The sequence below is a fragment of the Agrobacterium sp. D14 genome (genome assembly GCF_001526505.1).
Classification (GTDB): Bacteria; Pseudomonadota; Alphaproteobacteria; order Rhizobiales; family Rhizobiaceae; genus Agrobacterium; species Agrobacterium leguminum.
Genome location: NZ_ASXX01000068.1, coordinates 193,569 through 219,525, shown reverse-complemented (window position 1 = coordinate 219,525; position 25,957 = coordinate 193,569). Strand labels below are relative to the sequence as shown.

The 25,957-nt window shown below is 61.7% G+C and carries 23 protein-coding genes; 8 read left to right on the top strand and 15 right to left on the bottom strand.

The window, feature by feature from the left end; genetic code table 11:
- Positions 1–13 precede the first annotated feature (13 nt).
- A complete protein-coding gene (locus tag L901_RS25435; RefSeq protein WP_035239099.1) occupies positions 14–346 on the top strand; it encodes a cytochrome C oxidase subunit IV family protein in 333 nt (110 codons plus the stop codon).
- A 29-nt stretch (positions 347–375) separates the two neighbouring features.
- Here the strand turns inward: L901_RS25435 and L901_RS25430 are convergent, their stop codons facing one another.
- The 10 genes from L901_RS25430 to L901_RS25385 form a co-directional block, all read right to left on the bottom strand.
- Positions 376–1,374 (bottom strand): 4-hydroxyproline epimerase, encoded by a 999-nt coding sequence (locus L901_RS25430; RefSeq protein ID WP_059761148.1) that lies wholly within the window; start codon positions 1,372–1,374, stop codon positions 376–378.
- A 12-nt stretch (positions 1,375–1,386) separates the two neighbouring features.
- A complete protein-coding gene (locus tag L901_RS25425; protein ID WP_059761145.1) occupies positions 1,387–2,250 on the bottom strand; it encodes a proline/glycine betaine ABC transporter permease in 864 nt (287 codons plus the stop codon).
- Positions 2,247–3,095, bottom strand: coding sequence for a proline/glycine betaine ABC transporter permease (locus L901_RS25420; RefSeq protein WP_059761143.1), 849 nt, complete (start codon positions 3,093–3,095; stop codon positions 2,247–2,249). Before L901_RS25420 ends, L901_RS25425 begins: the two co-directional genes overlap by 4 nt.
- A 14-nt stretch (positions 3,096–3,109) precedes the next feature.
- Entirely contained in the window at positions 3,110–4,189 is a 1,080-nt protein-coding gene (locus L901_RS25415; protein ID WP_371259727.1) for a glycine betaine/L-proline ABC transporter ATP-binding protein, read from the bottom strand.
- Positions 4,190–4,286: 97 nt separating this feature from the next.
- Complete coding sequence (locus L901_RS25410) at positions 4,287–5,138, bottom strand: glycine betaine ABC transporter substrate-binding protein (RefSeq protein ID WP_059761139.1); 852 nt, start codon at positions 5,136–5,138, stop codon at positions 4,287–4,289.
- 77 nt (positions 5,139–5,215) lie between these two features.
- The gene (locus tag L901_RS25405; RefSeq protein WP_059761137.1) at positions 5,216–6,562 is read right to left on the bottom strand and encodes an FAD-binding oxidoreductase; all 1,347 of its coding nucleotides are present in this window, start codon (positions 6,560–6,562) and stop codon (positions 5,216–5,218) included.
- Positions 6,559–8,076 (bottom strand): aldehyde dehydrogenase, encoded by a 1,518-nt coding sequence (locus L901_RS25400; RefSeq protein WP_059761135.1) that lies wholly within the window; start codon positions 8,074–8,076, stop codon positions 6,559–6,561. The genes L901_RS25405 and L901_RS25400 overlap by 4 nt, the downstream gene beginning before the upstream one ends.
- A complete protein-coding gene (locus tag L901_RS25395; RefSeq protein ID WP_059761133.1) occupies positions 8,069–8,980 on the bottom strand; it encodes a dihydrodipicolinate synthase family protein in 912 nt (303 codons plus the stop codon). The genes L901_RS25400 and L901_RS25395 overlap by 8 nt, the downstream gene beginning before the upstream one ends.
- Positions 8,977–9,687, bottom strand: coding sequence for a GntR family transcriptional regulator (locus L901_RS25390; protein ID WP_059761131.1), 711 nt, complete (start codon positions 9,685–9,687; stop codon positions 8,977–8,979). Before L901_RS25390 ends, L901_RS25395 begins: the two co-directional genes overlap by 4 nt.
- Positions 9,688–9,970: 283 nt before the next feature.
- Complete coding sequence (locus L901_RS25385) at positions 9,971–11,017, bottom strand: GlxA family transcriptional regulator (protein WP_059761275.1); 1,047 nt, start codon at positions 11,015–11,017, stop codon at positions 9,971–9,973.
- Positions 11,018–11,102: 85 nt separating this feature from the next.
- Between L901_RS25385 and L901_RS25380 the strand changes: the two genes are divergently transcribed.
- From L901_RS25380 to purU, 7 genes are read left to right on the top strand one after another with little or no spacing between them, the layout of a single operon-like run.
- Positions 11,103–12,356 carry a sarcosine oxidase subunit beta family protein gene (locus tag L901_RS25380; protein WP_059761129.1) on the top strand — a complete coding sequence of 418 codons (1,254 nt, stop codon included), beginning with the start codon at positions 11,103–11,105 and terminating at the stop codon, positions 12,354–12,356.
- Between the two features lie 10 nt (positions 12,357–12,366).
- Entirely contained in the window at positions 12,367–12,687 is a 321-nt protein-coding gene (locus L901_RS25375) for a sarcosine oxidase subunit delta (RefSeq protein WP_003504489.1), read from the top strand.
- Positions 12,684–15,674: a sarcosine oxidase subunit alpha gene (locus L901_RS25370; RefSeq protein WP_059761127.1), complete on the top strand. Its 2,991-nt coding sequence runs from the start codon at positions 12,684–12,686 to the stop codon at positions 15,672–15,674. The genes L901_RS25375 and L901_RS25370 overlap by 4 nt, the downstream gene beginning before the upstream one ends.
- 13 nt (positions 15,675–15,687) lie before the next feature.
- Entirely contained in the window at positions 15,688–16,242 is a 555-nt protein-coding gene (soxG, locus tag L901_RS25365; protein WP_059761125.1) for a sarcosine oxidase subunit gamma family protein, read from the top strand.
- Positions 16,243–16,259: 17 nt separating this feature from the next.
- Entirely contained in the window at positions 16,260–17,528 is a 1,269-nt protein-coding gene (gene glyA, locus L901_RS25360) for a serine hydroxymethyltransferase (RefSeq protein WP_059761123.1), read from the top strand.
- Positions 17,529–18,923 carry an L-serine ammonia-lyase gene (locus L901_RS25355; RefSeq protein WP_059761121.1) on the top strand — a complete coding sequence of 465 codons (1,395 nt, stop codon included), beginning with the start codon at positions 17,529–17,531 and terminating at the stop codon, positions 18,921–18,923.
- Positions 18,924–18,944: 21 nt separating this feature from the next.
- Positions 18,945–19,829, top strand: a complete 885-nt coding sequence (purU, locus tag L901_RS25350; RefSeq protein ID WP_082710829.1) for a formyltetrahydrofolate deformylase — start codon at positions 18,945–18,947, stop codon at positions 19,827–19,829.
- A 37-nt stretch (positions 19,830–19,866) separates the two neighbouring features.
- Here purU and L901_RS25345 read toward each other — a convergent pair whose 3' ends face one another.
- The 5 genes from L901_RS25345 to L901_RS25330 form a co-directional block, all read right to left on the bottom strand.
- Positions 19,867–20,616, bottom strand: coding sequence for a siderophore-interacting protein (locus L901_RS25345; RefSeq protein ID WP_059761118.1), 750 nt, complete (start codon positions 20,614–20,616; stop codon positions 19,867–19,869).
- A complete protein-coding gene (gene fhuB, locus L901_RS25340; RefSeq protein WP_059761116.1) occupies positions 20,613–22,583 on the bottom strand; it encodes a Fe(3+)-hydroxamate ABC transporter permease FhuB in 1,971 nt (656 codons plus the stop codon). The genes L901_RS25345 and fhuB overlap by 4 nt, the downstream gene beginning before the upstream one ends.
- Positions 22,580–22,813, bottom strand: coding sequence for a hypothetical protein (locus tag L901_RS27785; RefSeq protein WP_245289695.1), 234 nt, complete (start codon positions 22,811–22,813; stop codon positions 22,580–22,582). Before L901_RS27785 ends, fhuB begins: the two co-directional genes overlap by 4 nt.
- A 113-nt stretch (positions 22,814–22,926) precedes the next feature.
- The gene (locus L901_RS27780) at positions 22,927–23,469 is read right to left on the bottom strand and encodes an ABC transporter substrate-binding protein (RefSeq protein ID WP_245289694.1); all 543 of its coding nucleotides are present in this window, start codon (positions 23,467–23,469) and stop codon (positions 22,927–22,929) included.
- Positions 23,469–25,889, bottom strand: coding sequence for a TonB-dependent receptor (locus tag L901_RS25330; RefSeq protein ID WP_082710828.1), 2,421 nt, complete (start codon positions 25,887–25,889; stop codon positions 23,469–23,471). The genes L901_RS27780 and L901_RS25330 overlap by 1 nt, the downstream gene beginning before the upstream one ends.
- Positions 25,890–25,957: the final 68 nt, after the last annotated feature.

The window sequence follows — 25,957 nt, the reverse complement described above, 5'->3', positions numbered from 1 at the left end:
TGAGGATGGCATCATGGCACAGCAACAGTCACAACAGGGACAGCAGCATCCGATAAGACTTTACATGGTAGTCTGGGGACTGCTTTTCGTCCTCAGCGCCTTCTCCTATATGGTCGATTATCTCGGCATTCAGAGTTATCCGAGATGGTCTCTCATCATCCTGTTCATGATCCTGAAGGCGGGGCTGATCATGGCGATTTTCATGCACATGGCCTGGGAACGGCTGGTCCTGATCTACGCCATCCTGCTTCCGCCGGTTCTCGTGCTCGTCTTCGCAGCCCTGATGGCCTCGGAATCCAACTATACGGCTCTTACCCGGGTGACCTTCATGGGTGCCGGTTCTTGAGACCCATTTGCGCCGGAATGCGCGGGGCCTCAAACGATCTGAAATCCGTGGGCCAGCGGGTCGCGGTCATCCACGAATATCGTGTTGTGCCCGATAATCCGCGCCCAGCCTGAAACGCTCGGGACGATTCCCCTGAAGCCGCCGATTTCCGTGTCCTGCTCTATCCTGCCTTCGAAGATCGTGCCGATCAGGCTTTCCTGACGGAATGTGTCCCCGGTTTTCAGACGACCCTTGCCATGGAGTTGCGCCATGCGGGCCGAGGTGCCGGTGCCGCCGGGCGATCTGTCGATGGCCTTGTCACCGTAAAAGACCGCGCCCCGCCCATCCGCATTGGCGGAAATCGGTTGGTCGCACCAGATGGCGTGATGCACGCCGCTTATTCTGTCATTTTCTGGATGAACCGGATGGCAAAGCTCAGAAAGCGCGGTCCGCAGCTTGCGGCTGAGATCGACGATATCGCTGGCCGACATGCCGTCGAGACCGGGCCAGACGGCTTGCGGCTCGACCACCGCATAATAATTGCCGCCATAGGCGATATCGACAACGAGCCTGCCAAGGCCGGGGACCTCGACCTCCACGTCGGCGGCGTGAAGGTAGCTCGCCACATTGAACATGCGGACGGATTCGACGAATTCTCCGGGCTTCTCATATTCGATATCGACCTTTCCCGCAGGGGTCTCTATCGACAGTCTTCCCGGCACTCTCGGGGTGACGAGACCCTCCTCGATCGCCGCCGTCACAAGACCGATCATGCCGGCGCCGCACATGGGCAGGCAGCCGCTGACCTCGATGAAGATCACGGCGAAATCGCAGTCTTGCCGATGCGCCGGATAGATGATCGCGCCCGACATCACATCGTGCCCGCGTGGTTCGAACATCAAAGCCTGCCGGATCCAGTCATGGTCCCGGACGAATATGTCGCGACGCTCGGCTATGGGGAGATGCGGCAAGAGCGGTCCGCCGCCAGCCAAGAGGCGAACCGGATTGCCGCAGGTGTGGGCATCGATGCAGAAGAAGCTCTTGCGCATGGGGTGTTCTTCCTAGTGCGCGCCGCTTCCTGCAACCGATGTCCGGCGGCCTTGCAACGCCCCTCTGGACAGGCGGTCGAGGAAAATGGCGATGGCGACGATGGCAAGGCCGGCCCTCAGGCCCGGACCCATTTCCATGCGCGTCAAACCGCGCGTGACTTCAGCACCCAGTCCACCGGCTCCGACAAGCCCTGCGAGTACGACCATGGCAAGAGAAAGCAGAATGCACTGGTTGAGGCCGACCAGAAGTGTTGGCGTGGCCGACGGGATTTCGATCTTGAACAGGATGGACCGGGGTGAGGCGCCCGTCGCCTGCCCAAGCTCCAGAAGGTCCTTGGGCACCTGGTTGAAGGCGAGCGTCGTGAGGCGCAGCATGGGCGGGACCCCGTAAACGATGGTCGCGATAATTGCGGGAACACGGCCGAGGCTGAAGATCATGACGGCCGGGATCAGATAGACCCATGGCGGCACGGTCTGCATGATGTCGAGCACCGGGCGAAGGTAGGTTTCGAACCGCTTGTAGCGTGACGCCAGAATGCCAAGCGGGAAGGCGACCGATACCGAAATGGCCACGGCCACGGTCACCAGCGCCAGCGTCTGCATCGACTCCCGCCACAGGCCCGCGAAGAAGCAGAATGGCAGCGCAGACACCGTCACCATCGCGGCCTTGAGGTTGATGGCGAAGAATGCAAGCAGGGTCGCCGCAGCGATCAGGGCAAAGGCGGGCGGATAAAGCAGTGCGGCTTCGATTGCACCGAGAACCGCCTCGACGATATTGGTCACCTCTGCGAAAAACGGGTGGAAATTGGTGTTCAGCCAATCCACTGCGGGCGCGAGATAGGTGCCCGGTGAAAACCGGAAGAGATCGAAGTTCATCTTGCACCTGCCTTGACGCGGCGGGCCGCGCTTTGCGTGAGCCGGTCCAGCACCATGGTCAGAATGACGATGGCGATTGCGGCATTGATGGAGGTGGCGACATCCAGCGTGCGTACTGCCCCATAGATCGTCTCGCCGAGGCCGCCGGAGCCGACGATGCCGGCAATGACGACCATCCCGAAGGCCATCATCAGGCTCTGGTTGATACCGGCCATGACGCTTGGAATGGCGAATGGCAGGCGGATTTTCGTGAACATTTGCCACGGCGTCAGTCCGCTTGCGTGACCCAGTTCGATGAATTCCCGGGGCGTCATGCGGATGCCGAGCGAGGTCAGCCGGATGGCGGGCGGCATGGCGACGATGAAGGTGGCGATGAGCGCGGTCGCCGGCCCATATCCCAGAAGCGCGATTGCGGGCAGAAGGTAGATGTAAGGCGGCATGGTCTGGATCAGGTCGAGGACGGGTTCCAGCACCCTGTCCAGCGATTTGGCGAAGCCCGCGAGGATGCCGACCGGTATTCCGACCAGCAGCGCGAGAATTGTCGCCGTGGCGACGAGCGCCAGCGTGCTCATGGTTTCGGTCCACAGTCCCATGGTCGCGCAGAACAGCAGCGCGACGCCGGCAAGAATGCCGGCCGTCAGGTTGATCAGCCGCCAGCCGAGCAGTGCCGCGACAAGTGCGATGACGACCGGTGGGGCAAGCTGGAGAAACCAGAGGATGCCGTCATAGCTGCCCTCAAGCAACCGGCTGACGAAATCGAACAGCCCTTCGCCGTTATCGCCGATCCAGCCAAGCGCATCCTCCGTCCAGGTGTCGAAACGGTCCGTGATGATCGAGGTGTCCATTACCATCCCCCCGCCTAAGCCGCCGCGAATTCTTCGCCCGGCGTTCCGGCGACGCCGCGCAGCAAGCCGCGTGTCGTGACGACACCAATCACGGCATCGTTCTCGACCACCGCAACAGCATCCTGGTTAGACTGCATGGTCAGGTCGATCAGCGCCCCGATGTCGGCTTCCGGCGAGGCCTTGAGCAGCGTGCCGATATCGCATTGCGGCTGCGAGGCTGCGAATTCGGTGACCGGCTGCATGACCGAATGCGCCTTCACCAGATGAATTCTGGAGATGCCCGCGACGAAGTCGGCGACGTAATCGTCGGCCGGTTTGGTGACGATATCCTCGGCGGTCCCGACCTGCACGATGACGCCGTCTTTCATGATCGCGATGCGGTCGCCGATGCGGATCGCTTCCTCGAGGTCGTGGGTGATGAAGACGGCGGATTTGCCGAGCGATTTCGTCAATTGCCGGAACTCATCCTGCAACTGACGGCGGATGAGGGGATCGAGCGCGCTGAACGGCTCGTCCATGAGAATGATTTCGGGATCGGCGGCCAATGCACGGGCAAGGCCGACACGCTGCTGCATGCCGCCCGACAATTCTGCGGGATAGCGCGACGTCCAGTCAGCCAGCCCGACTTTCTCAAGCGCTTCGCGCGCCACGCGGTTGCGTTCGTCTTTCGCGACACCGCGCACCTCAAGGCTGAAACCGGCATTTTCCAGCACGGTTCGATAGGGCAGCAGCGCCACGCTCTGGAAGACCATGGCGATGTTGCGGGCGCGCAGCTCACGCAGTTCGGCGGCGTTGAGCCTGGCGATATCCTTGCCCTTGACCGTGATTTTGCCGACGCTCGGCTCGATAAGACGGTTGAGAAGACGGATCAGGGTCGACTTGCCGCTGCCTGAAAGCCCCATGATGCAGAAGATTTCGCCACGGCGCACCTGAAGGCTGGCGTCGGAGACGCCGACGACACAGTCGAAATCCTCCAGCACCTGCTTCTTGGACAATCCGCGTTCGGAGACGGCCTTGACGGCGGCCTGAGCACGCGCACCGAAAATCTTCCAGACGTTCTGGCAATCAACCAACACTTCGTTGGAATCATTCATCATAGCATCCATTGCGTTCCCCACGGGCCTGCTCGGGCCGGCCTTCAAGTTTTGGAAATCCGCGTGCGGGCCACCCTGGCGGCCCGCACGTTCAAGGTCATTCGCTCTTGATGTTTTCCCAGCGCTTCAGAAGATCGGCGTGGCTGTCGGTCCAGTCCTTGACCGCCTGATCCATCGTCTTGCCGTCGTTGACCGCGCCGTTGATCGCGGTGATATCGGCGAGCGGCACGTAGACGCTGGCGATCACTTCGCGGGCATGCGGATATTCCGCGGCGAAGCCTTTCTGGCCGATCCAGTAATAGCCCTGTGCCGGCGGGAAAATGCCCTTGGGGTCCTTCAGGAATTTCAGATCGTATTTGTACATCATCCAGGAAGGCTCCCAGATGGCGACGGCGACCCATTCCTTGCGGTCGATCGCCGATTTGAGCGCGGCGGTCATCGCGGCCGTGCTGCCTTCGACGAGGGGCAGTTTCAGACCGTATTCCTTCACGGCGCTGGCCGCATCCCGCATCAGGCCGGAGCCGGGCTCGATGCCGACGATCTTGCCGCCGAATTTTTCGGCATTGTCGTTCAACTGATCGATGGAATCGATCGTCACGTATTTCGGAACCGCAATCGCCTGATAGAGACCGTGCGAAACGGGAGAAATTTTCTCCAGACGCCGCTTGTTCTTGTCCCAGTAGTCCTGGGCGGCATAATCCGTCTGCGAGGCCATGATCTGGATGTCGCCTTTGGTCAGCGCGGCATAGGCGATGCCCCATTCTGAAAAGGAAACGACCTTGACGCTGTAACCCGCGTCTTCCAGTACTTTTTTGGTAATTCCGGTGATGGGTGTGAGATCCTCCCAGGACATCGTACCCATGGTAATGGTCTTTTCTTCCGCGTGAGCGGAGAATGCCGTCATGCCGACCATCGCGGCCGCACAAAGCGCCTTCCATAAAGTCTTCATTTATCTTCTCCTAGTTTTTGTTCCCATTCTTATCGAAGACCTGCCGCCGGCCCGGTCTTCCCATTGCGCGGGAGGGTTCATCCCTCGCGGCCTGCACGCAATTCCTGCAAACGGATCACCGAATTGATTCCCAGCCACGCGAACGGTTCCGGCGGCAGCCGGGACGGCTGAGGGTGATCCATGTATTCCTGAAGACGCCGGGAGGTGTTGCCGGTCGCCAGTTCCGCCGCCATCATGCCGGCGAGTGTGCTTTTCACCGTGCCGAGACCATTTTCGCAGCAGGCGGAAAAAAGCCCTTCCTCGATCTCGCCGAAAGCGGGCACGTGGTTGCGGCTGAGGCAGATGCGCCCGGCCCAGCTATGCTCGAACGCTATGCCCTTGAGACCGGGAAAGCGGGCGTCGAGCGAGCGCCGATGCGCGTCCACCATCTTCGAGAGCCGCTGTTCTCTCAGCGAAAGGGTGGTGTCGTAGGTATATTTCGTGCGGATTGCGATGCGCGACTGGCCGCCGGAGGTGATCTTCCTGACGGTCGCCCCCATGGCGTCGGCGGGAAGCAGCGCCCAATTGTCGTGTCCGGACGTCTTGCGGCCGAAATCCTCCGCAGGAAACGGCGCCGTCATCGAGGCATAGGCGAAGATGTGCATCAGCCGGCCCTGGAAATGGCCGAAATCATCGATGTGCCCGTTGACCCCGAGAACGACCTTTGGGGCGGTGACGCTGCCGCGCGGGCACATGGCGCTCCACACGCCGCCCTCACGTTTCAGGGCGGTCACCGGCGAATGTTCGAACAGGTCCACCCTGCGCGAAAGGCCGGCGGCGAATTCACGGATATAGTCCGCCGGCTGGATCAGCACTGCGCCCGGCGTATATAGCCCGCCGAGATAATAATCCGATCCGGTCAGCGCGCGCATCTGCGCAGCGTCGAGGAAACTGTGCTTCTCGCCGGCGTTTTTCAGCGACAGGCCGAAACTTTCATTGAGCTTCATGCCGCGTGCGGTTGCGGCGGCATTTATCTTTCCGGCCGGATCGAATGTCTGGTGTGACATTCCGTATTCCGCGGCGGCCTCCGCGGCGAATTTTATCGCCGAGCGGTTCTGTTCCATCTCGACTTTGGTGGCATCGGCAGCGCCGCTCGAATATTCACCGGATGCGAGATTATGCGGGACGTCGATCATGAAGCCCGAATTGCGGCCCGAGGTTCCTTTGCCCACCTCGCTCGCATCGAGCACGACGATCCTGTCGCCGGGGCAAAGCTCCAGCAAACGGCGGGCGGCGGAAAGACCGGCAAAGCCCGCGCCGATGATCAACCAGTCCGCCGTGACGTTGCCTTCCAGGCTGCGGACCGGGGACGAACGCTTGCTGATCGCCTCCCAGCCCGAGATGCCGTTTTCGACCGGCAAACGTTTGACGGACCGGCTCGTCATCTGACCGTCTCGTCCACCGAACGATCCGATATGTCGATCCAGATCGTCTTGAGTTCGCAATAATTGTCGTGCGCGAAAATCGACTTGTCGCGCCCGCCGAAACCGGATTCCTTGTAACCGCCGAAGGGCGTCGTGGCGTCGCCCTCGCCGAAGCAGTTGACGGTTACGATGCCGGCGCGGATGTCGCGCGACAGCCGGATCGCCTTGCGCAGGCTTGCGGTATAGACGGAGGCCGCAAGGCCGTAATTGGTGTCGTTGGCAAGAGCCACGGCCTCGGCGAGCGTGTTGAAACTCGTCACCGACAGGATCGGGCCGAAGATTTCTTCCTGGAAAAGACGGCTCGACGGCGTGACGTCATCGACCACCGTGGGTTCGATGAAGATACCCTTTTCGGTCTTGCCGCCGTGAACGATGGAAAGCTTTTCGGTCTTCACGTCGTCGAGGAAGGAATGGACCTTGTCGAAATGAGCCTTGCTGACCAGCGATCCCACACGGTTTTCTGGGTCGAGGGGGTCTCCCATCTTCCATTCGCGCATATAGGCGCCGATCCGCTGGAGCAGCTCGTCCTTGACTTTCGCATCGACGATCAGCCGCGAGGAGGCCGAGCAATTCTCGCCCATGTTCCAGAACGCGCCGTTGACGACCTGTTCGGCAACGAGATCGAGGTCTTCGGCATCGTCCAGCACCACGGCCGGGTTCTTGCCGCCGCATTCGAGCACGACGCGCTTGAGGTTGGAATCGGCGGCATAACGCAGGAACCGTCGGCCGGTCGGTGTCGAGCCGGTGAAGGCCACCATGTCGACATCCATATGCATGCCGATCGGTTCGCCGACTTCTTTGCCACCGCCGGTGACGACATTGAAGACGCCGGCGGGAATGCCCGCCTCATGGGCCAGTTCGGCGACACGCAAAGTCGTCAGTGTCGTTTCCGCAGCCGGCTTGACGATGACCGAGCAGCCGGAGGCAAGTGCGGGGCCAATCTTCCATGCCAGCATCAGCAGCGGGAAGTTCCATGGCAGGACACAGCCGACGACGCCGACGGGTTCGCGCACGATCATGGCAAGTGCATTGCCGGTGACCGGGGCGGTATTGTCGTAGAGCTTGTCGATCAATTCGGCATGCCAGCGAATGGTATGGATAGTATCGGGAATATCGACAGTCTGGCACTCGCGGATCGGCTTGCCGCTGTCGAGGCTTTCCATGACCGCCAGTTCGTGCCGGTTGCGCTCAAGCAGCTTGGCGAATTCCAGCAGGATTTCCTTGCGTTCCGCAGGTGCGAGCTGACGCCAGCGGCCGTCTTTGAAGGCTTCCCGCGCTTTTGCGACTGCGTGGTCGACATCGCTTGCGTCACAGGCTGCGATATCGGCCAGTTTTTCGCCGGTGGCGGGGTTGGTCGAGATAAATGTCTTGCCGGATTTGGCCGGCACGAAAGCGCCGTCGATGAAGGCGTTGGCGGGCAATTGAAGATCGGCGGCAATCGCCCGGTATTCGGCGGCGGTCAAAGGTTCATGCATGATTGGCTCCCGACGTGATCTGGGCAACGGTGCGCTTCAAGGTGGCGACGACAGTCTGGAGAGTGCGTTTTTCCTCGGAATTGAGCGGCCTGAGCGGCGCGCGGACGGGACCTGCCTTCAGGCCGATGATTTCGCAGCCGTGCTTGATGGACTGCACGAATTTTCCGCATTCGAGGAAATCCATCAGCGGCAGCATCGCGGTCATGATCGCGCGGCCCTTGTCGAAATTCTTTTCCAGAACGCAGGCCTCATAGAGCGCCACATGTTCGCGCGGCAGGAAATTCGAGCCCGCACAGACCCAGCTCCGCGCGCCCCAGGCGAAGAACTCCAACGCCTGATCGTCCCAGCCGCAGGAGAGCGCGATATGCGGGAACTTGCGGGCGAGGCGATGCAGATTGCCCATGTCGCCGGAGCTTTCCTTGATGGCGACGACATTTCTCGATTTTCCGACGCGGGCGAAATAGTCCTCGCCCATCATCACACCCATGCGGGCGGGGTAATTGTAGAGCATGATCGGCAGGTTGGCGGCGCGGTCGACGGCAAGGGCGTGGACCGCATTTTCGCGCTCCGTCGGCAGGGCATAGGGCGGGGAGGAGACGAGAATGGCGTCGGCCCCGATGTCCTTTGCGGCCCTGGCATATTCGATGGAATCCTCGGTGCGCGTGGCCCCGGTGCCGACGATCAGCGGCAGCCGTGTGCCGATAACGTCCTTTGCGTAAGCCGCAAGATCGAAGCGCTCCTGCGCCGTCTGCGCGTAATATTCGCCCGTGGAGCCGCCGACGATGATGCCATGCACCTTCGCTTCGATCAGCTGTTCCAGAACGGCTGCAAAACCGTCACGGTCGATCTGCCCTTCCGGCCCGAGCGGCGTGATCGCCGGGGTATATATGCCTTCGAACTTCAAGACGATTTCTCCATCGCTGCAACGGGCACCTCGACGAGGGCATCCGCCTTCATTCCCTGTGGTGCGATGAACATTTCCATGTTCTCGCGCGACAATTCCCAATGTTCGAAGACCAGATCGACGACGGCGTCCTCGTCATGCTTTTCAATCGCGGCGATGAAGCCGTCATGGTGCTCGACGGCGAGTTTCAGGCGCTCGCGCATGTCATCGTTGCGCGGCCGGTAAAAGGTGTGGCCGATGCGGGCGTGATCGATCAGCAGGCGGCCGAGGCTTGCCTGAAGATAGACATTCCCGGACATGTCGCCGATCAGCGCGTGGAAATGGTTGTTTTCCACCACCATCGACGGAGCATCGCCCGTTGCGCTCGCCTTGCGGAACCGTTCCTGCGTGTCCTTCAGTTCACCCAGCTGTTTCGGCCGGAAATTCTGCACGGCGAGGCGGCCGATCGCGGCATAGATCATCGGGGCGACGAGAAAGAAGTGTCGCAGAGTCTGGTGGTTCATCGGAATGACACGCGCACCGCGATTGGCGCGGATATCGATATAACCTTCACCCTCGAGACGGCGGAAGATTTCCCGGACAGGGGTGCGCGACAGGCCGTAGCGCGCGCCGAGGCTTACCTCATCCAGATCCTGGTCGGGGTCGAGTTCCATCGTCAGAATCTGGTGCTTGATATCTTCGTACAAGCCATTCTTGCCGTTCTTCATCCAAACCTCCTGCCCAAACCGGTGCGGGCGCATTCCATTCGTGTCGACGATGAAAAGCTGGCACGGGTCGCCGGATGAGTCAATGAAATTGTATAATTTCGTTATACATTGCTTATAAGAAAATTATTCATTTTGGGAAAATCGCACATCGGGAGACGTGCAATATATTGAATATATTTCGCTTTAAAGAATGTTCGTTGTTTGCGAAAGCTCGATGATCCTGCCCCGTTGCACCCCCTGCCGTGCGGCAGAAGGCTTGTTCACACGGGTGACTGAAGGATGTTCAGGATTGTGGAAGCAGCACGCCGACGGCGAATTCTTCGTCGGTTGCGACGTGGCCGGCCTGAGTCTTGCGATATTCGCTGGGGGTGAAACCGCGCTCGGCTCGTAGCGTGCGGGAAAGGTGCGGCGCATCGCAAAAACCGGTGGCGAGCGCAATCTGGGTGATGCTGTCACGCGTTGTGCGCAGGAGCGACAAAGCGCGATCCAGCCGCAGTTCGAGATAGACCTTCGAAGGCGTTGCGCCCAGGTCGGCGAGGAAACGCCGTTCGAGGCTGCGGCGGCCAAGACCGAGATCATTCGCCAGTTCCAGCACGGTTCTCGGAACCTCGATATTCTGCTGCATCCGCAGGATTGCTTTTTTGACGAGGGGATCGTTGGCTTTGCGCGCGCTCTGCTGGCCGGGTTGAGGCTTTTCGCCGCTCAGCGCGCTGTCGATCATCATGATGTTGAGGCTCTTGATGGCGGCGGACTGGCCGACATGACGCTCGACGAGGAAGGCTGCCAGATGCGCGGCGCCGTGGCCGCCGGAACAGGTCAGCCGGTCGCGGTCGATGACGAAGATCTGGTCGGAGATCATCTGGACGGTATCGAAACGGTCGAGAAAATCCTGATGGTGGAACCAGCTCACGCAGCAGCGATAACCATCGAGCAGGCCCGCTTCGTGCAGGATGAAAACGCCGGTGCACAGCCCGACGATGGGAACGCCCGCCGCCGCCCTTTCTTTCAGGAAGCGCAGCGCCTCCTGCGGCAGGGCGCTGTGATCGCTGATCAAGCCGCCGACAACGACGATGTAGTCGTAATGCCCGGCGTCCATCAGCCGCGTATCCGGCTGCACCTTCACGCCGCAGCTCGACTGCACGCTGCTCATGGTCGCCGAAAGCACCGACCATTCGCACAGGATAGGCCGTGAACGGTCCGCCTCATCGGCCGCAAGGCGCAGCACATCGACGAAATTCGCGAAGGCCGACAGCGTGAAGCGGTCGGCAAGCAGGAAGGCGACGCTGAGGCGTTTTCTGGCGCGGTGTGAGGTCATGACGCAAATATTCATGCAAACAGACGCGATTGTCCAGCCGGCGCGCGGCAAATGCTCCTAGCTTTTGCGACACGAGATTTTCCAACCATCGGGTCCGCTCATGACGCGTTTTAATGCCTTCAATCTTTTGCGGAATGCCCTGACCGGCCACAAGAACTGGGACGAGCAATGGCCCGACAGTCAGCCGAAAGCCGAATATGACGTGGTCATCGTCGGCGCCGGCGGCCATGGTCTGGGCGCTGCCTATTATCTGGCCAGCCAGCACGGCATCACCAATGTCGCTGTCATCGACAAGGGCTGGCTCGGCGGCGGCAATACCGGCCGCAACACCACGATCATCCGCTCGAACTATCTCTATGACGAGAGCGCGCGTCTTTACGATCACGCCGTCGATCTGTGGGAGAACTTGAGCCAGGAGCTGAATTACAACGTCATGTATTCAAGGCGCGGCGTGCTGATGCTGGCGCATAATGTGCATGACGTGCAGAGCTTCAAGCGCCACATCCACTCCAACCGTTTGAACGGCGTCGACAATCGCTGGCTCACCCCGGAAGAGTGCAAGGAATATTGCCCGCCGCTCAGCATCGCGCCGAATGCCCGCTATCCGGTCATGGGCGGCGCGCTTCAGGAACGGGCCGGCACGGCCCGCCATGATGCCGTCGCCTGGGGTTATGCGCGCGGCGCCGCCGCCCGCGGCGTCGATATCATCCAGAACTGCCCGGTCACGGCCATTCGCCGCAACGCCGACGGCTCCGTCGCGGGCGTCGAGACGGCGAGGGGCTTCATCAAGGCGAAGAAGGTCGCGGTTTCGGCCGCCGGCCACACCTCGGTCGTCATGGACACGGCCGGCGTGCGCCTGCCGCTCGAAAGCTATCCGTTGCAGGCGCTGGTGTCGGAGCCGATCAAGCCGATCTTCCCCTGCGTGGTAATGTCGAACGCGGTTCACGCCTATATCAGCCAGTCCGACAAGGGCGAGCTGGTGATCGGTTCGGGTACGGACCAATATACCTCCTATTCGCAGCGCGGCGGCCTGCCGCTGATCGAGCATACCATCGCGGCCATCGTCGAGATTTTCCCGATCTTCAACCGCATGCGGATGCTGCGCAAATGGGGCGGCATCGTCGATGTGACGCCGGATCGCTCGGCCATTCTCGGCAAGACGCCGGTTGACGGGCTTTACGTCAATTGCGGCTGGGGCACGGGCGGCTTCAAGGCCACACCGGGCGCTGCCCATACCTTCGCCTGGACCATCGCCAAAAACGAACCGCACCCGATCAACGCGCCGTTCACGCTGGAGCGCTTCCGTTCCGGCCGCCTGATCGACGAGGCCGCCGCCGCAGCCGTGGCGCACTGAGGATAGAACCATGCTGCTGATCCGCTGCCCCTATTGCAACGAAACACTGCCGGAAGCCGAATTCACCTATGCCGGGCAGGCCCATATTACCCGCGCCGCCGATCCCTCGTCGCAGACCGATGAGCAATGGGAAGAATTCCTGTTCATCCGCGAAAACGTGAAAGGTCCGCATTTCGAGCGCTGGCGGCACCTGCATGGCTGCGGCCGCTTCTTCAACGCCGTGCGTGATACGGTGAGCGACCGTTTCCTCACGACCTATCGGGCCGGCGAGCCGCGTCCTGAACTTTCTTCCCTGACCCGTGCACCAGCCAGTTCCGAGGTGTCGAAATGAACTCCTATCGCGTTTCCGGCCGTGGCCGCGTGGATGCCGCCCGCTCCGTGAGCTTCACCTTCGACGGCAAGACCTATCGCGGCGTGAAGGGCGATACGGTCGCCTCCGCGCTTCTCGCCAATGGTGTGCATCTGATGGGCCGCTCGTTCAAATACCACCGCCCGCGCGGCCCGGTGGCGGCGGGTTCCGAAGAGCCGAATGCGCTGATCGGCACCCGCCGCAGCGCCGGACGTTTCGAACCGAACACCCGCGCCACGGTGCAGGAAATCTGGAACGGGCTGGAAACCACCTCGCAGAACAAATATCCGAGCCTGAAATTCGATATCGGCGCGGTCAACGACATGGCCTATATGCTGTTTTCGGCGGGCTTCTATTACAAGACCTTCATGTGGCCGAAGAGCTTCTGGAACAAGGTCTACGAGCCCTTCATCCGCGCGGCTGCGGGTCTCGGCGTTTCGCCGACGGAGGAGGACCCCGACACCTATGCCTCGCGCAACCTGCATTGCGATGTGCTGATCGTCGGCGCCGGTCCCGCGGGTCTCGCGGCAGCGCGTGCGGCGGCGGTCGATGGTCTGAAGGTCGTGCTGGTCGATGAAAATGCCGAAGCCGGCGGTACGCTTCTGTCCGAGCCGCAGGCGAAGATCGACGGCAAGCCCGCATGGAACTGGCTGGCGGATGAGTTGAAGGCGCTGAAAGAGCGCGGCGTCAGGGTCATGACCCGCACGACGGCGATTGCCTATTACCACCAGAACATGATCGGCCTCTGCGAAAAGCTGACCGACCATCTGGAAACCGTGCCGAAGGATACGCCGCGCGAGCGCCTGTGGCGGGTGCGGGCCCGCCAGGTGGTGCTGGCGCAGGGCGCGCTGGAAAAGCCGCTGGTCTTCCACGGCAACGACCGGCCGGGTGTGATGCTGGCGGGCGCTGCCCAGACCTATCTCAACCGCTACGGCGTCAAGGTCGGCAACCGGCCGGTGGTGGTGACGAGCCATGACAGCGCCTGGTATGCGGCCTTCGATCTTCATGGCGCGGGCGCGCGTGTTCAGGCCATTGTCGATACCCGCGCCAAGGTGCGCGAGGAACTGGTGAGCGAGGCGCGTGCGCTCGGCATTCCGGTCAAGCTGTCGCATACGGTCACGGCGACCTCGGGCCGGCTGCGGGTCAAGTCCGTCCGAGTCAATGCGGTCAATGGCGCGTCGGTCGGTGCGGGACAGGAAATTGCCTGCGACGCGGTGCTGATGTCGGGCGGCTGGACGCCGTCGCTGCATCTCTTTTCCCATACGCAGGGCAAGATCGCCTGGGATGATGAACGGACTACGTTCCTTCCTGCCCTCACCAACGAGGATTGCGTGATTGCCGGGGCCGGGCGAGGGCTGTGGGGCATCGAGGCCGCGCTGAAGGACGGTGCGGAGCGGGGCCGTGAAGTTGCCGCCGCACTCGGCAAGACTGCCAATAGTTCCAGCCATGCGGTGGAACATGACCGTACCGGCAGCGGCGTCTCGCACACGGAACTGCCGAGCGACCGTGATGCCGGCAAGGCCAAGGCTTTCGTGGATTTCCAGAACGACGTGACCGCCAAGGATTTGCGGCTGGCCGTGCGCGAGGGCATGCGCTCCATCGAACATGTCAAGCGCTACACCACCAACGGCATGGCTACCGATCAGGGCAAGATGTCCAACATCAACGGTCTCAACATTGCTGCGGAAGCGCTGGGCAAGCGCCAGCCGCAGGTGGGACTGACCACCTTCCGTCCGCCCTATACGCCAACGACCTTCGGAGCGTTTGCAGGTTATCACCGCGGCGCCCATTTCGAAGTGACGCGCAAGACGCAGATTGACGGGTGGGCTGAGGAGCATGGCGCGGTCTATGAGCCGGTCGGGCAATGGCGTCGCGCCTGGTATTTCCCGAAGCCGGGCGAAGACATGGATGCGGCGGTCAGCCGTGAATGCCGGGCTGTGCGCCAGAGTGTGGGTATTTTCGATGCCTCGACGCTCGGCAAGATCGAGGTTGTCGGTCCCGATGCGGTCGAGTTCATGAACCGCATGTATACCAATCCCTGGACGAAGCTTGCCGCCGGCCGCTGCCGTTATGGCCTGCTGCTCGGCGATGACGGCTTTATCCGCGACGATGGCGTCATCGGCCGCATGACCGAGGACCGTTTCCATGTCACCACCACGACCGGCGGCGCCGCCCGTGTGCTGAACATGATGGAGGATTACCTCCAGACCGAATGGCCCGATCTCAATGTCTGGCTGACCTCGACCACCGAACAATGGTCGACCATTGCGCTGAACGGCCCGAACGCGGCAAAGCTGCTTGCGCCGCTGGTGGAAGGTGTCGAACTGACGGAAGAGACCTTCCCGCATATGTCCTGTGTGGAATGCACCGTGGCCGGCATGCCGGCGCGGCTGTTCCGCGTCAGCTTCACCGGCGAGATCGGCTTCGAGGTCAATGTGCCGGCGCCGCTCGGCCGCAAGCTCTGGGAAATCCTGTGGGAGGCCGGCCAGCAATATGGCATCACGCCTTACGGCACGGAAACCATGCATGTGCTGCGCGCCGAAAAGGGTTACATCATCGTCGGCCAGGACACCGATGGCACGGTTACGCCCTATGATGCGGCGATGGGCTGGGCCGTGGGCAAGAACAAGCCCGATTTCGTCGGCAAGCGCGGCCTTGCCCGCCCCGATCTCGTCGCCAAGGGCCGCCGTCACCTCGTCGGTCTTCTGACTGAAGACCGCTCGAAGCTGGAAGAGGGCGCACAGATCGTCTTCGATCCGAAACAGCCGATCCCGATGAAAATGGTGGGTCACGTCACGTCGTCCTATCACTCGGATGCCGCAGGCCAGCCGATTGCGCTGGCGCTGGTTGAGGGCGCTCATGAGCGGATGGGCGAGACCGTCTATATTCCGATGCTGGACCGCACCATTGCCGCGAAAATCACCGGGATGGTCTTCGTCGATCCCGAAAATACCCGCCTGAAGATTTGACCTGGAGATGACAATGAACATGCGCGTTTCCTCCCCCGTTCCCGGCACGCTGGCCGAGAGCAAAGCAGCCCGGGTCAGCATTCTGGCCGCGCAGGCGCGGCTGTCGCTGCGGGCGCGCGGCGATCTCGCCCCGCTCAACGCCGCCCTCGGACTGACCCTGCCGGACCGGATCGGCCTCCGCGCCGCTTCAGGCGACATCGAGGTCCTGCGCCTTGGCCCCGACGAATGGACCGTGCTTGCACCTATGAGCGCGGTCGACGGGCTGATCTCCGCCTGCGCAGGCGTTTACGCTAGCCATCCGCATAGTCTCGTCGATATTTCCGGACGGGAAGTGACGCTCCTGATCGAAGGTCCGCAGGCCGCCGAATTGCTGACGCTGGGCTGCGCCCGCGACATTGACACGATTGCCGTCGGCGAGGGACGCCGGACGATTTTCGACGGCGTCAGCGTGGTGCTCTGGCGCGATGCGGAAAACCGTTTTCGCATGGATATCTGGAACAGTTTCGTATCGCATCTTGGCCATCTGCTTGAAACCGGCTGCAAGGAACTTGCGGCGGACATCGCCTGATCTGGGAGAAGAAAACAATGCTCAACCGACTGTCGCATAATACCGTTTCGGACACGGTGATCGCCGACGCCATCGCCGAGGAACTCGATCGCCAGAAGACGCAGATCGAGCTGATCGCTTCGGAAAACATCGTTTCTGCCGATGTTCTGGCGGCGCAAGGCTCGGTGCTGACCAACAAATATGCCGAGGGCTATCCCGGCAAGCGCTATTACGGCGGCTGCGAATTCGTCGATAAGGTCGAGGCGGTCGCCATCGACCGGCTGAAGCAGCTCTTCGGCGCGGAATTCGCCAATGTGCAGCCGCATTCCGGCGCGCAGGCCAATCAGGCGGTGTTTCTGGCGCTGCTTCAGCCCGGCGACCGGATCATGGGACTTTCACTGGCCCATGGCGGCCACCTGACGCACGGTTCGCCGGTCACCATGTCCGGCAAATGGTTCGACGTCGTCTCTTATGAGGTCGACGCCGAAACCCATCTGATCGATATGGAGAAGGTGCGGGCACGGGCGCTGGAGACGAAACCGAAGCTGATCGTGGCGGGCGCATCGGCCTATCCGCGTCAGATCGATTTCGCCGGCTTCCGCAGAATAGCCGACGAAGTCGGCGCTTATCTGATGGTCGATATGGCCCATTATGCCGGGCTGATCGCCGGTGGCAAATATCCGAACCCCGTGCCGCACGCCCATGTCGTCACCTCCACCACCCACAAGACCCTTCGCGGTCCGCGCGGCGGCGTTATCCTCACCAACGATGCCGATCTCGCCAAAAAGCTCAATTCGGCGGTATTCCCCGGCAATCAGGGCGGTCCGCTGATGCATGTCATCGCCGCCAAGGCCGTGGCTTTCGGCGAGGCGTTGCGCCCGGACTTCGCGGATTACGCCGGTCAGGTCATCGCCAATGCGCAGGCGCTTGCCGCCGTTCTGACGAAGGGCGGTCTGGGTATCGTCTCGGGCGGAACCGACAGCCATATGGTGCTGGTCGATCTGCGCCCGAAAGGCGTGACCGGCAAGATCGCCGAAATCGCGCTGGAGCGGGCGGGCCTCACCTGCAACAAGAACGCCATCCCCAACGATCCGGAAAAGCCCTTCGTCACTTCGGGTATCCGGCTCGGCAGCTCCGCCGGCACCACGCGCGGCTTTGGCGTCGCCGAATTCGAACAGATCGGTGCGCTGATCCTGCGCGTCATCGATGCGCTGGCGGCGAATGCCGAGGGTGACGCCGCAATCGAGGCCGACGTGCGGGCGCAGGTCGCAGCGCTTTGCGACGCCTTCCCGATCTACGGTTCGTAAATGTTCCTGTCGGTCTTCGATATATTCAAGATCGGCATTGGCCCATCGTCCTCTCATACGATGGGGCCCATGGTCGCTGCCGCCCGGTTTCTTGACGATCTGCGCGGCGGTGACAAGTTCCCGGGGGCCGGAGACCTGTTCGGCCTGCGGGCGAGCCTGCATGGCTCACTCGCCTTCACCGGCACGGGCCATGCGACGGATCGCGCGGTCATTCTCGGCCTGTGCGGGCTGAAGCCCGATACGCTCGATCCCGACCGGGTGGAGGAGATCGAGGCGGAGGTGCGCAGGACCGGCCTCGTCGAGCCCGAGGGGCTGTCGGCGCTGCGGTTCGATCCGGACAGGGATCTGGTCTTCGATTATGGCCCGCCGCTTCCCGGCCATGCCAACGGGCTGGTCCTCATTGCCTGCGATCGTCAGGGCAACACCTATCACCGGGAGGTCTATTATTCGATTGGCGGCGGCTTCGTCGTCACCGAAACGGAGCTGCAAAGGTCGGCCGGGGGATTGAGCGCCGGCAAGCAGCAGCCGGTGCCCTTTCCTTTCAGCACGGCGGCGGAAATGCTGCGCATGGGCCGCGCGTCGGGCAAGACCATCGCTCAGATGAAGCGGGCGAATGAAGAGGTTGTTTACGGGCCGGAACTGGATGCGAGGCTGGACCGCGTCTGGGAGGTGATGGAAAGCTGCATCGAGCGGGGCCTGACGCAGGAGGGAATCCTGCCCGGCGGGTTGAAAGTGAAGCGCCGGGCGAAGGCTATCCATGCGCAATTGCAATCGGAGCGCGGGCTGAACCTCACCCAACCGCATCAGGCCAATGACTGGATGAGCGTCTACGCCATGGCGGTAAACGAGGAAAACGCCGCCGGCGGGCGCGTCGTCACGTCTCCCACCAATGGTGCTGCGGGCGTGGTGCCGGCGGTGGCGCGCTATTATCTCGACCATTGCGTCGGTGCGCACCGCGAAGGCATCCGTGACCTTCTGTTGGTGGCGGCGGCAATCGGCGGTCTCATCAAACACAATGCCTCGATTTCGGGGGCGGAAGTCGGCTGCCAGGGCGAGGTGGGTTCGGCGGCGGCGATGGCGGCGGCCGGGCTTTGCGCGGTTCTGGGCGGCAGCAACGCGCAGGTGGAAAACGCCGCCGAAATCGCACTGGAGCATCATCTCGGCATGACCTGCGATCCGGCGGCCGGGCTCGTTCAGGTTCCCTGCATCGAGCGCAATGCGCTGGGCGCCATCAAGGCCGTTTCTGCGGCCAGCCTTTCGCTGCGCGGCGACGGCACCCATTTCATGCCGTTCGACAATTGCATCACCGTGATGCGCGAGACCGGCCGCGACATGCATGTGAAATATAAGGAAACCTCGCAGGGCGGCATCGCCGTCAATCTGCCGGAGTGCTGATCCATCAAGGGGGAGCAGGATTTGACCACCTATATCATGAAAGTCGCGTGCCCGGCGCGCAGCGGCATCGTCGCCGCCGTATCCGGTTATCTCGCCCGGTCCGGCTGCAACATCAACGACAGTTCGCAATTCACCGACCAGGAGACCGGCCGCTTCTTCATGCGGTTGAGTTTCGTTTCCGAACAGGGATCGGGACGCGATGCACTGCTTGACGGCTTCGGTCCCGTCGCGGCGGACTTCGATATGGATTATGATATTCATGACCTTTCGCGAAAGACGAAAGTCGTCATCATGGTCTCGCGCTTTGGTCATTGCCTGAACGATCTGCTCTATCGTTCCCGCATCGGTGCGCTGCCGGTCGAGATCGTCGCCGTGATCTCCAATCATGTCGATTACCAGAAGCAGGTGGTGAATGAGGATATTCCCTTTCACCACATTCGTGTCACGCCGGAAACGAAGCCCGAGGCGGAAGCGGCGATCCTGCAGGTGGTGCGGGATAACGGGGCGGAACTCGTGGTGCTGGCGCGTTACATGCAGGTTCTGTCGGACTCGTTGTGTCAGGAAATGTCAGGCCGTATCATCAACATCCACCATTCTTTCCTGCCGTCTTTCAAGGGCGCCAATCCCTATAAACAGGCCTATGAGCGTGGCGTGCGGCTGATCGGTGCGACCGCCCACTACGTCACCGCCGATCTCGATGAGGGGCCGATCATCGAGCAGGATACGATCCGCGTGACCCATGCCCAGAGTGCGATGGATTATGTCAGCCTTGGCCGGGATGTGGAAAGCCAGGTTCTTGCGCGGGCCATCCACGCCCATATTCACCACCGGGTCTTCCTGAACGGAAACAGGACGGTCGTTTTTCCCGCGTCTCCCGGAGAACATGTGTCCGAACGTATGGGCTGAATGCGGGTTCTTGCGGAACCGTCATTTGCGTCCTTCCTCAGTGGCTCGTCGTCATGTCGTCCCGCCAGTAACAGGCGTTGAGATAACGTTTCTTGGACAGGACCGACAACTTGTCCCGGAAGTCCTGCCATTGGGAGAACGCATTGGCGAGCCACAGGAAATAATCATTGGTGGAAGCGGCTGTCTCCATCGCCGCCTCGCCAACATGTTCGATGAATTTTGCTGGAGATACCGTCGAGCGCGGCAACCAGCATATTTGCATGCCGGGCGGTGCGACGATGTCATATCGGCAATTCTCGGCCCGAAGGAAAATCTGGCCGTTAACATCCCTGGGCAGGTTCTCGCAGATGCGGGCGATGGCGGGTAAGGCCGTTTCATCCCCTGCCAACAGATAGTTTTTTGCCGGCTTCATTCCCAGCCCGCACGGGCCGGACATGCCGCAAAGCGCGCCGGGACGTGCATTCCGGGCAAAGGAACATCCCGGCCCCGCATCCTCATGCAGAACGAAATCGATATCGATAAAACCGCTATCGGGATCTATCGCCCGGATCGTGTAATAACGGACGTCGAAGGTATCCGCGGGTTCGGCAGCATTTTCCGCGGCGCGCAGATTGCAGTCGAAGCTCTTGTTCTGCTTTGAGAAATAAAGCCTGACATGGAGGTTTTTCAGCGTATTGAAACGGTGAAGCCCGGTGCCGGTAAAGCGCAGGCGCTGCATGAAGGGGGCGAGGTGCTGGCTGTCGACCACTGTCAGAATCCTGAAACTGTCATCCGCGAATATGGTCATGCGCGCCTTCCGATAAGTACAAGCAAAAACGGCCCGCCAACCACCGTCGCCAGGAGGCCCGCGGGTATCTGAAACGGGAAGATAAGGTTGCGCCCCAGCCAGTCGGCGATGAGCAGGATAAGCCCGCCGATCAGCGCCGCCGCCGGCAATTGCGTGCCGGCGCGCTGGAAACCAGCGAGCCGCGCCAGATGCGGTCCCATCAGGCCGGCGAAACTCAAGGGTCCGACGAGGATTGTTGCGCTTGCGGTGAGAATGGCGGAAAGCGAATAGAGACCGTTACGGCTTGCCACGACAGAGACGCCGGTATTTCGGGCGATATCTTCGCCAAGCGGCAGCACTTCCAGCCAGCGGCGAATGAAGGGGGTTAAGGCAAGCCCAACAGAAAGCAGGACCGCCGCCATGATGGCTTCGCCCGGCGCGACGGCATAGGTGGAGCCGGAAAGCCAGGCGAGAAGCTGACCGAGCCTCGGATCCTGCGATGTCATCAATACCGCCATGACGAAACCGGAGACGGAACTGAGCGCAATGCCGATCAGCAGTAGCCGGTCGCCGGAAAAACCCGGCTTGCGCGACAGGGTCAGCATCAGCAGCAAAACCGTCAGCGAACCCGCCGCACCTGCGAGGATTTGCGCGCCACGGGTGGGGGCGGCGAGTGTGAGAAGAACCAGAATGACGCCGAGCATCGCCCCGGAAGAAACGCCCAGCACCTCCGGCGATGCCATGGGATTGCCGGTGACGCGCTGCAGAATGGCGCCGGCAAGCGCCAGCATCGCCCCGCCGCTGAAGGCCGCGAGCGCCCTCGGCCAGCGCCAGCCGAGGCCATGCAGATCGTAAAGTCCCGATAAAAACCAGCCCTCCGTGTTTTTCCCGACTGAGAGTGCGACGCCGGCGGCGACGCAGAGAATGGTGATGAGACCGAGCAAAGCCGGAATGGGCGAGGCAAGGCGCGCTGCCGCCGGCTGCGCGCCCGGCTGCGGCGGGGCCGGCATCTTCAGCCGCCGGATCAGCGCAAACATCAGCGGCGCACCGAGAAGAGCGGTGACGGCGGCGGTCGGGAACAATCGATAGGTGACGGGAAAAAACAGGACGATCTGGTCGGTCAAGGTGAGCAGCAGCGCGCCAAGCGCTGCCGAATAACCGAGCTGCGCCGCCATTCGTCTTGCGCCGCAGGCGCGCGCCAGCGCGGGGGCGGCGAGCCCGATAAAGCTGATGATGCCGACGGAGGCGGTGACCACCGCCGTCAAGGCCGCCGCTACCACCAGCGTTAGCAGGCGGTAGGTGGCAAGCGACAGGCCGAGGCTTTTTGCATTGGCGTCCTCAAGCGTCATGATCGTCAGGGGGCGAAGAAGCAGCGCGACTGCAAGGACGAGCACGGCGAGACGGGGGGCCAGAAAGGAGACGGCGCTCCAGTCCTGCTGATCGAGATATCCCGCGCCCCATAAAAAGATGCTGACGAGAAAATCATGGTTGAACAGCACCAGAACGGCGCTCGCAGCGCCGCAATAAAGGCTGACGATCATGCCTGCCAGCGTGACGGTGACGGGCGATAGGCCTTTGCGCCAGGAGAGTGCGAGGATCGCCAGAAGCGACAGCGCCGCGCCCGCAAAGGCGATCCATTCCCGTGCGCCCATCCATTGCGGGAACCAGAGCGTGGCAACGGCAAGGAGCAGATAGGAACCGGCCGAAATGCCGAGCGTCGCCGGCTCGGCAAGCGGATTGCGCAGAATGTTTTGCAGGATCGCCCCGACAAGGCCGAGCGTCGCACCGGTCATCAGCGCCACCACGATCCTCGGCAGCAAGGTATTGTGCAGCAGCACCTGCGCCGTCATGTTGGGATCGGGAAAAAACAGGGCTGCAAGCGGCGTCCCATCGGGCATGCGCAGGAACAGGTTGAAGCCGGTAAGGCTGGCGCAGACGATGGCGAGCGATGTGATGACGATCGCGGATATGTTCGCCGTCCTCTTCATGGCGATGCCTCACCGGCAAGGGCTTCGGAGACGAGGCGGGCGAAACGTCTTGCCGGCGGCAATCCGCCATAAAACAGCACGTCCCTGATCCGCACCAACCGGTTTTCGCGAATGAAGGGCAAGCTTTTGATGACCGGCGCGCTGAGAAGCGTATCCAGCTTCTCGTTGCTGGTATCGCCGATGCACAGAAGCCGCGCCTGCGGATGGCGGGAAAGCTGGTCGGCCGTCACTGTCGTATGACCGTATTGCGAGGTGTAACCATCCCAGGCGTTCTCGATGCCGAATTGATCGAGAACATTCTGGAAGAGGCTGTTCCTGCCGAAAACCAGCAGTCGCCTGCCATCTATGACCGTCGCCAGCAGCAGAGGCCGTCCGTCATAGGTGGAGACCGTGCTCGTGCCTGCCGCATCTCCGCGTCGAAACTTTCCTGAAACGCGTCAAACCGGCCGGGATCGCCGATCCGCGCGGCGAGCGCGATGAGAGCGTTTCTGCCACTGACTAAATGGTTTTCACCCGCAGTGACGCCGGAATCGAAAAGGTGGGTGGGGGCGATGGCGGCAAGCCGGCCGGCAGCCATGGTGAAATCGTCGCTGTGCAGGATGAGGCTTGGCCGAAGATAGTCCACAAGTTCCAGATTGGGCTCGGACCGCAATCCAAGCTCGGCGACCGAGGGCGACAGCGCCGGTTCGACGACGAGGCTGCCATAACGTTCCAGTTCCGGCATGGCTGCGGGCTGCACGCCAAGCGCCAGCAGGTTCTGCCCGCTCACCCAGTCCATGGCGACGATGCCGCCGGAACGGGCGGCCGATGACGGCCGGTTTGTAAGGAAAAAAGCACCTGTCCCGCAAAGCAGCGCTCTGCGGGACAGGGAACTGCGCAGCATCATCAGAATTTCGCCTGAACCGAGAAGGAGACGGTTCTCGGCGCTCCGAGATAATAGCTGTTCTGCCAGTAGTTCTCATCGGTGATGTTGCTGACATTCAGCCGGAATGTCAGCGGATTGCCGAAGTTTTCGGTGGTGTAACGCAGGCCGAGATCGGCGGTGACATAGGAGGAAAGGCGGTCGTTGTTTTCGGATGTCGCCCATTGTTTGCCGGTGTAATAGAGGCCGCCGGTCAGGAAGAGACCATCGACGGTGGGAACCTCATATTCGGCATAGACCTTGGCGAGAACATTGGCGACATTCATGGGCCGCTTGCCGTCATAGGTTCCGCCTTCGACCTTGGCGTCGAGGAATGTCACGCCGCCGAGAATGGTAAGGTCGTCCGTCACCTTGCCGGTCGCCGTGAACTCGATGCCGCGATGGCGCTGGCGGCCGTCCTGCGTGTAGACATTGGCATCCGTCGTCAGTTCGTAGGCCTTGGAGATGTCGAACAGCGCCGCCGTCAGCAGCATGTCGCCGACATCGCCCTTGATGCCGATTTCCTTCTGCTTGCTGACCATGGGGGCGAGAATCTGCCCGCTATTTGCGGCCGTGTCCGGCGCGACGCCGCCCTGCTCGAGGCCTTCGATATAGCTGCCGTAGAGCGTCACCGCCTCTATCGGCTTGAACAGCAGCGACGCCGAGGGCGAGAGCCTTGCTTCATCGTAATCCGGTGCGGAGCGGGCGCCGCTGCTGTCCAGCGACTGGCTCTGGATCATGCTGTAATTGGCGCCGACGAGGGCCGACCATTGTTCGTCGAATTCGATCTGGTCGCCGACGACGAAGTTATGATTGCGCACATAGCCGGACTTGTAGAGCGTGCCGGTGTTTGGCGGGAAAGTCGGCTCGGCAATATGCCGGGGAGAAGACAGGGGGAAAGACGGCTGCCAGCCGGTATTGGGGTTGTAAGTCGTACCCCAGTCCTTGCCCTGATACATGTAATAGCCGGCGGTCAGCTTGTGGGAGACCGCGCCGGTTTCGAAGGAGACGTCCGCGAAAATATTCGCGGCGTCGAAGACGTTTTTTGTCCTGCCGGAGCGAATTGCGATCTGGGAATATTCCTCCGCGGACTGGACAAGATTCATCGTATGATCCTGAACCGGCCGGTCGATATATTCCCGCATATATCCGCCGCGCAGGGTAATGGCGTCGTTCACATCGTAGGTGAGCTTGGCCGAGTATCGTTTTTTCTCGATTTCGTCGTGAATCCAGGGCTGGCTCCAGTTCCTGCTGGCGTCGGGTGCATCGCCATGCAACACGCCGTCTGCGAAAGCCCAGTAGGAGTTGGCGGCGTCCAGCTTGTATTTGCTGTAGGAAGCATTGAGTTCCAGCTTCAGCCGGTCGGTAATGTTCCAGTCGAAAGCACCGCTTGCCAGAAAGCGGTCGACATTCTGGTCATCGATGGCGGTGTCGCCCGCCGAGCGGACGATATTGAGGCGATAACCCATGTCGCCTTCCGGATCGATGCGGCCGCCGAAATCGCCATGGACGAAGGCCTGCGCGCCGCCGTAATTACCGACCGTCACGCTGTTCAAACGCTCCTGCGTCGGGCGCTTGTAGACATAGTTGATCATGCCCGCGGGCGAGGCCGCGCCATAGAGAAAGCCCGAAAGGCCGGAAAGAACCTCGGTGCGTTCCTTGTCTTCCAGCACCGTCGCGTGGCTGTAGGAGCGGCGGAAGCCGTCTTCGGCGGTGTCATAGGTGGTGAAACCGCGAATATTGGCCATCGGTGCCCAGCCGGACATCTGCGGCGTCTGGCTGCGGATGGTCGGCAGGACGCGGTAGATGTCCTCCGGGGATTGCGCCTGGATATTCTGGATCAGCTCCCTCGGCGCGACGGTGACGGAAAACGGCGTATCGCGAATGGCCGTCTGTCCGAGCAGGCCGAGAGAGGACAGTGTCTCTGTCCGGTAGCCATCCTGCGCCAGTCCGTCCTGCTGCAATGCGGATGCGCCGCGCGTGCCCTGAACGGTAATGGGTGCGAGAAGGGTGGAGTTTCCGGCTGCCGCAGCACTTGCCGCGCTGACCGGCGCGGCGATGACGACGGAGGTGGCGTCGGTGAAGGAATAAACGAGGCCCGTGCCGCGCAGAAGCTCCACGATCGCCTGCTCGCGGGTTGTTGCGCGGCTGACGCCCTGCGAAAGTTTTCCGCGCGCAATCGAGGCATCGTAGGAAATCTGCGTTCCCGACAGTTTTCCGAAGGTTGCCAGCGATTTGTTCAGCGGGCCGGCCGGAACCGAATAAACCGCCTGCGCAAAGGCCGGCTGTGCCGCGATGCCGGCGGCGAGCGTCGTGGTCGTCGCCAGAAAGGCGAAAAACAGCGCGCCACGACCCTTACGACCCCTGTTTGTACCCTTATGAGCCGATGAGAACTCATTCCCCATGTGAAAGCCACTCCATTAAATCTGTCCCCGGAGACCGGCCGGCCTATGCTGGCGACGGGTTCTCTGAG

What these genes read in the sequence shown, in the direction of transcription:
- L901_RS25435 (WP_035239099.1), top strand. Translation starts at nt 14, where the DNA reads ATGGCACAGCAACAGTCACAACAGGGACAGCAGCATCCGATAAGACTT.
- L901_RS25430 (WP_059761148.1), bottom strand. Translation starts at nt 1,374, where the DNA reads ATGCGCAAGAGCTTCTTCTGCATCGATGCCCACACCTGCGGCAATCCG.
- L901_RS25425 (WP_059761145.1), bottom strand. Translation starts at nt 2,250, where the DNA reads ATGAACTTCGATCTCTTCCGGTTTTCACCGGGCACCTATCTCGCGCCC.
- L901_RS25420 (WP_059761143.1), bottom strand. Translation starts at nt 3,095, where the DNA reads ATGGACACCTCGATCATCACGGACCGTTTCGACACCTGGACGGAGGAT.
- L901_RS25415 (WP_371259727.1), bottom strand. Translation starts at nt 4,189, where the DNA reads ATGAATGATTCCAACGAAGTGTTGGTTGATTGCCAGAACGTCTGGAAG.
- L901_RS25410 (WP_059761139.1), bottom strand. Translation starts at nt 5,138, where the DNA reads ATGAAGACTTTATGGAAGGCGCTTTGTGCGGCCGCGATGGTCGGCATG.
- L901_RS25405 (WP_059761137.1), bottom strand. Translation starts at nt 6,562, where the DNA reads ATGACGAGCCGGTCCGTCAAACGTTTGCCGGTCGAAAACGGCATCTCG.
- L901_RS25400 (WP_059761135.1), bottom strand. Translation starts at nt 8,076, where the DNA reads ATGCATGAACCTTTGACCGCCGCCGAATACCGGGCGATTGCCGCCGAT.
- L901_RS25390 (WP_059761131.1), bottom strand. Translation starts at nt 9,687, where the DNA reads ATGAAGAACGGCAAGAATGGCTTGTACGAAGATATCAAGCACCAGATT.
- L901_RS25385 (WP_059761275.1), bottom strand. Translation starts at nt 11,017, where the DNA reads ATGAATATTTGCGTCATGACCTCACACCGCGCCAGAAAACGCCTCAGC.
- L901_RS25380 (WP_059761129.1), top strand. Translation starts at nt 11,103, where the DNA reads ATGACGCGTTTTAATGCCTTCAATCTTTTGCGGAATGCCCTGACCGGC.
- L901_RS25375 (WP_003504489.1), top strand. Translation starts at nt 12,367, where the DNA reads ATGCTGCTGATCCGCTGCCCCTATTGCAACGAAACACTGCCGGAAGCC.
- L901_RS25370 (WP_059761127.1), top strand. Translation starts at nt 12,684, where the DNA reads ATGAACTCCTATCGCGTTTCCGGCCGTGGCCGCGTGGATGCCGCCCGC.
- soxG (WP_059761125.1), top strand. Translation starts at nt 15,688, where the DNA reads ATGAACATGCGCGTTTCCTCCCCCGTTCCCGGCACGCTGGCCGAGAGC.
- glyA (WP_059761123.1), top strand. Translation starts at nt 16,260, where the DNA reads ATGCTCAACCGACTGTCGCATAATACCGTTTCGGACACGGTGATCGCC.
- L901_RS25355 (WP_059761121.1), top strand. Translation starts at nt 17,529, where the DNA reads ATGTTCCTGTCGGTCTTCGATATATTCAAGATCGGCATTGGCCCATCG.
- L901_RS25345 (WP_059761118.1), bottom strand. Translation starts at nt 20,616, where the DNA reads ATGACCATATTCGCGGATGACAGTTTCAGGATTCTGACAGTGGTCGAC.
- fhuB (WP_059761116.1), bottom strand. Translation starts at nt 22,583, where the DNA reads ATGAAGAGGACGGCGAACATATCCGCGATCGTCATCACATCGCTCGCC.
- L901_RS27780 (WP_245289694.1), bottom strand. Translation starts at nt 23,469, where the DNA reads ATGATGCTGCGCAGTTCCCTGTCCCGCAGAGCGCTGCTTTGCGGGACA.
- L901_RS25330 (WP_082710828.1), bottom strand. Translation starts at nt 25,889, where the DNA reads ATGGGGAATGAGTTCTCATCGGCTCATAAGGGTACAAACAGGGGTCGT.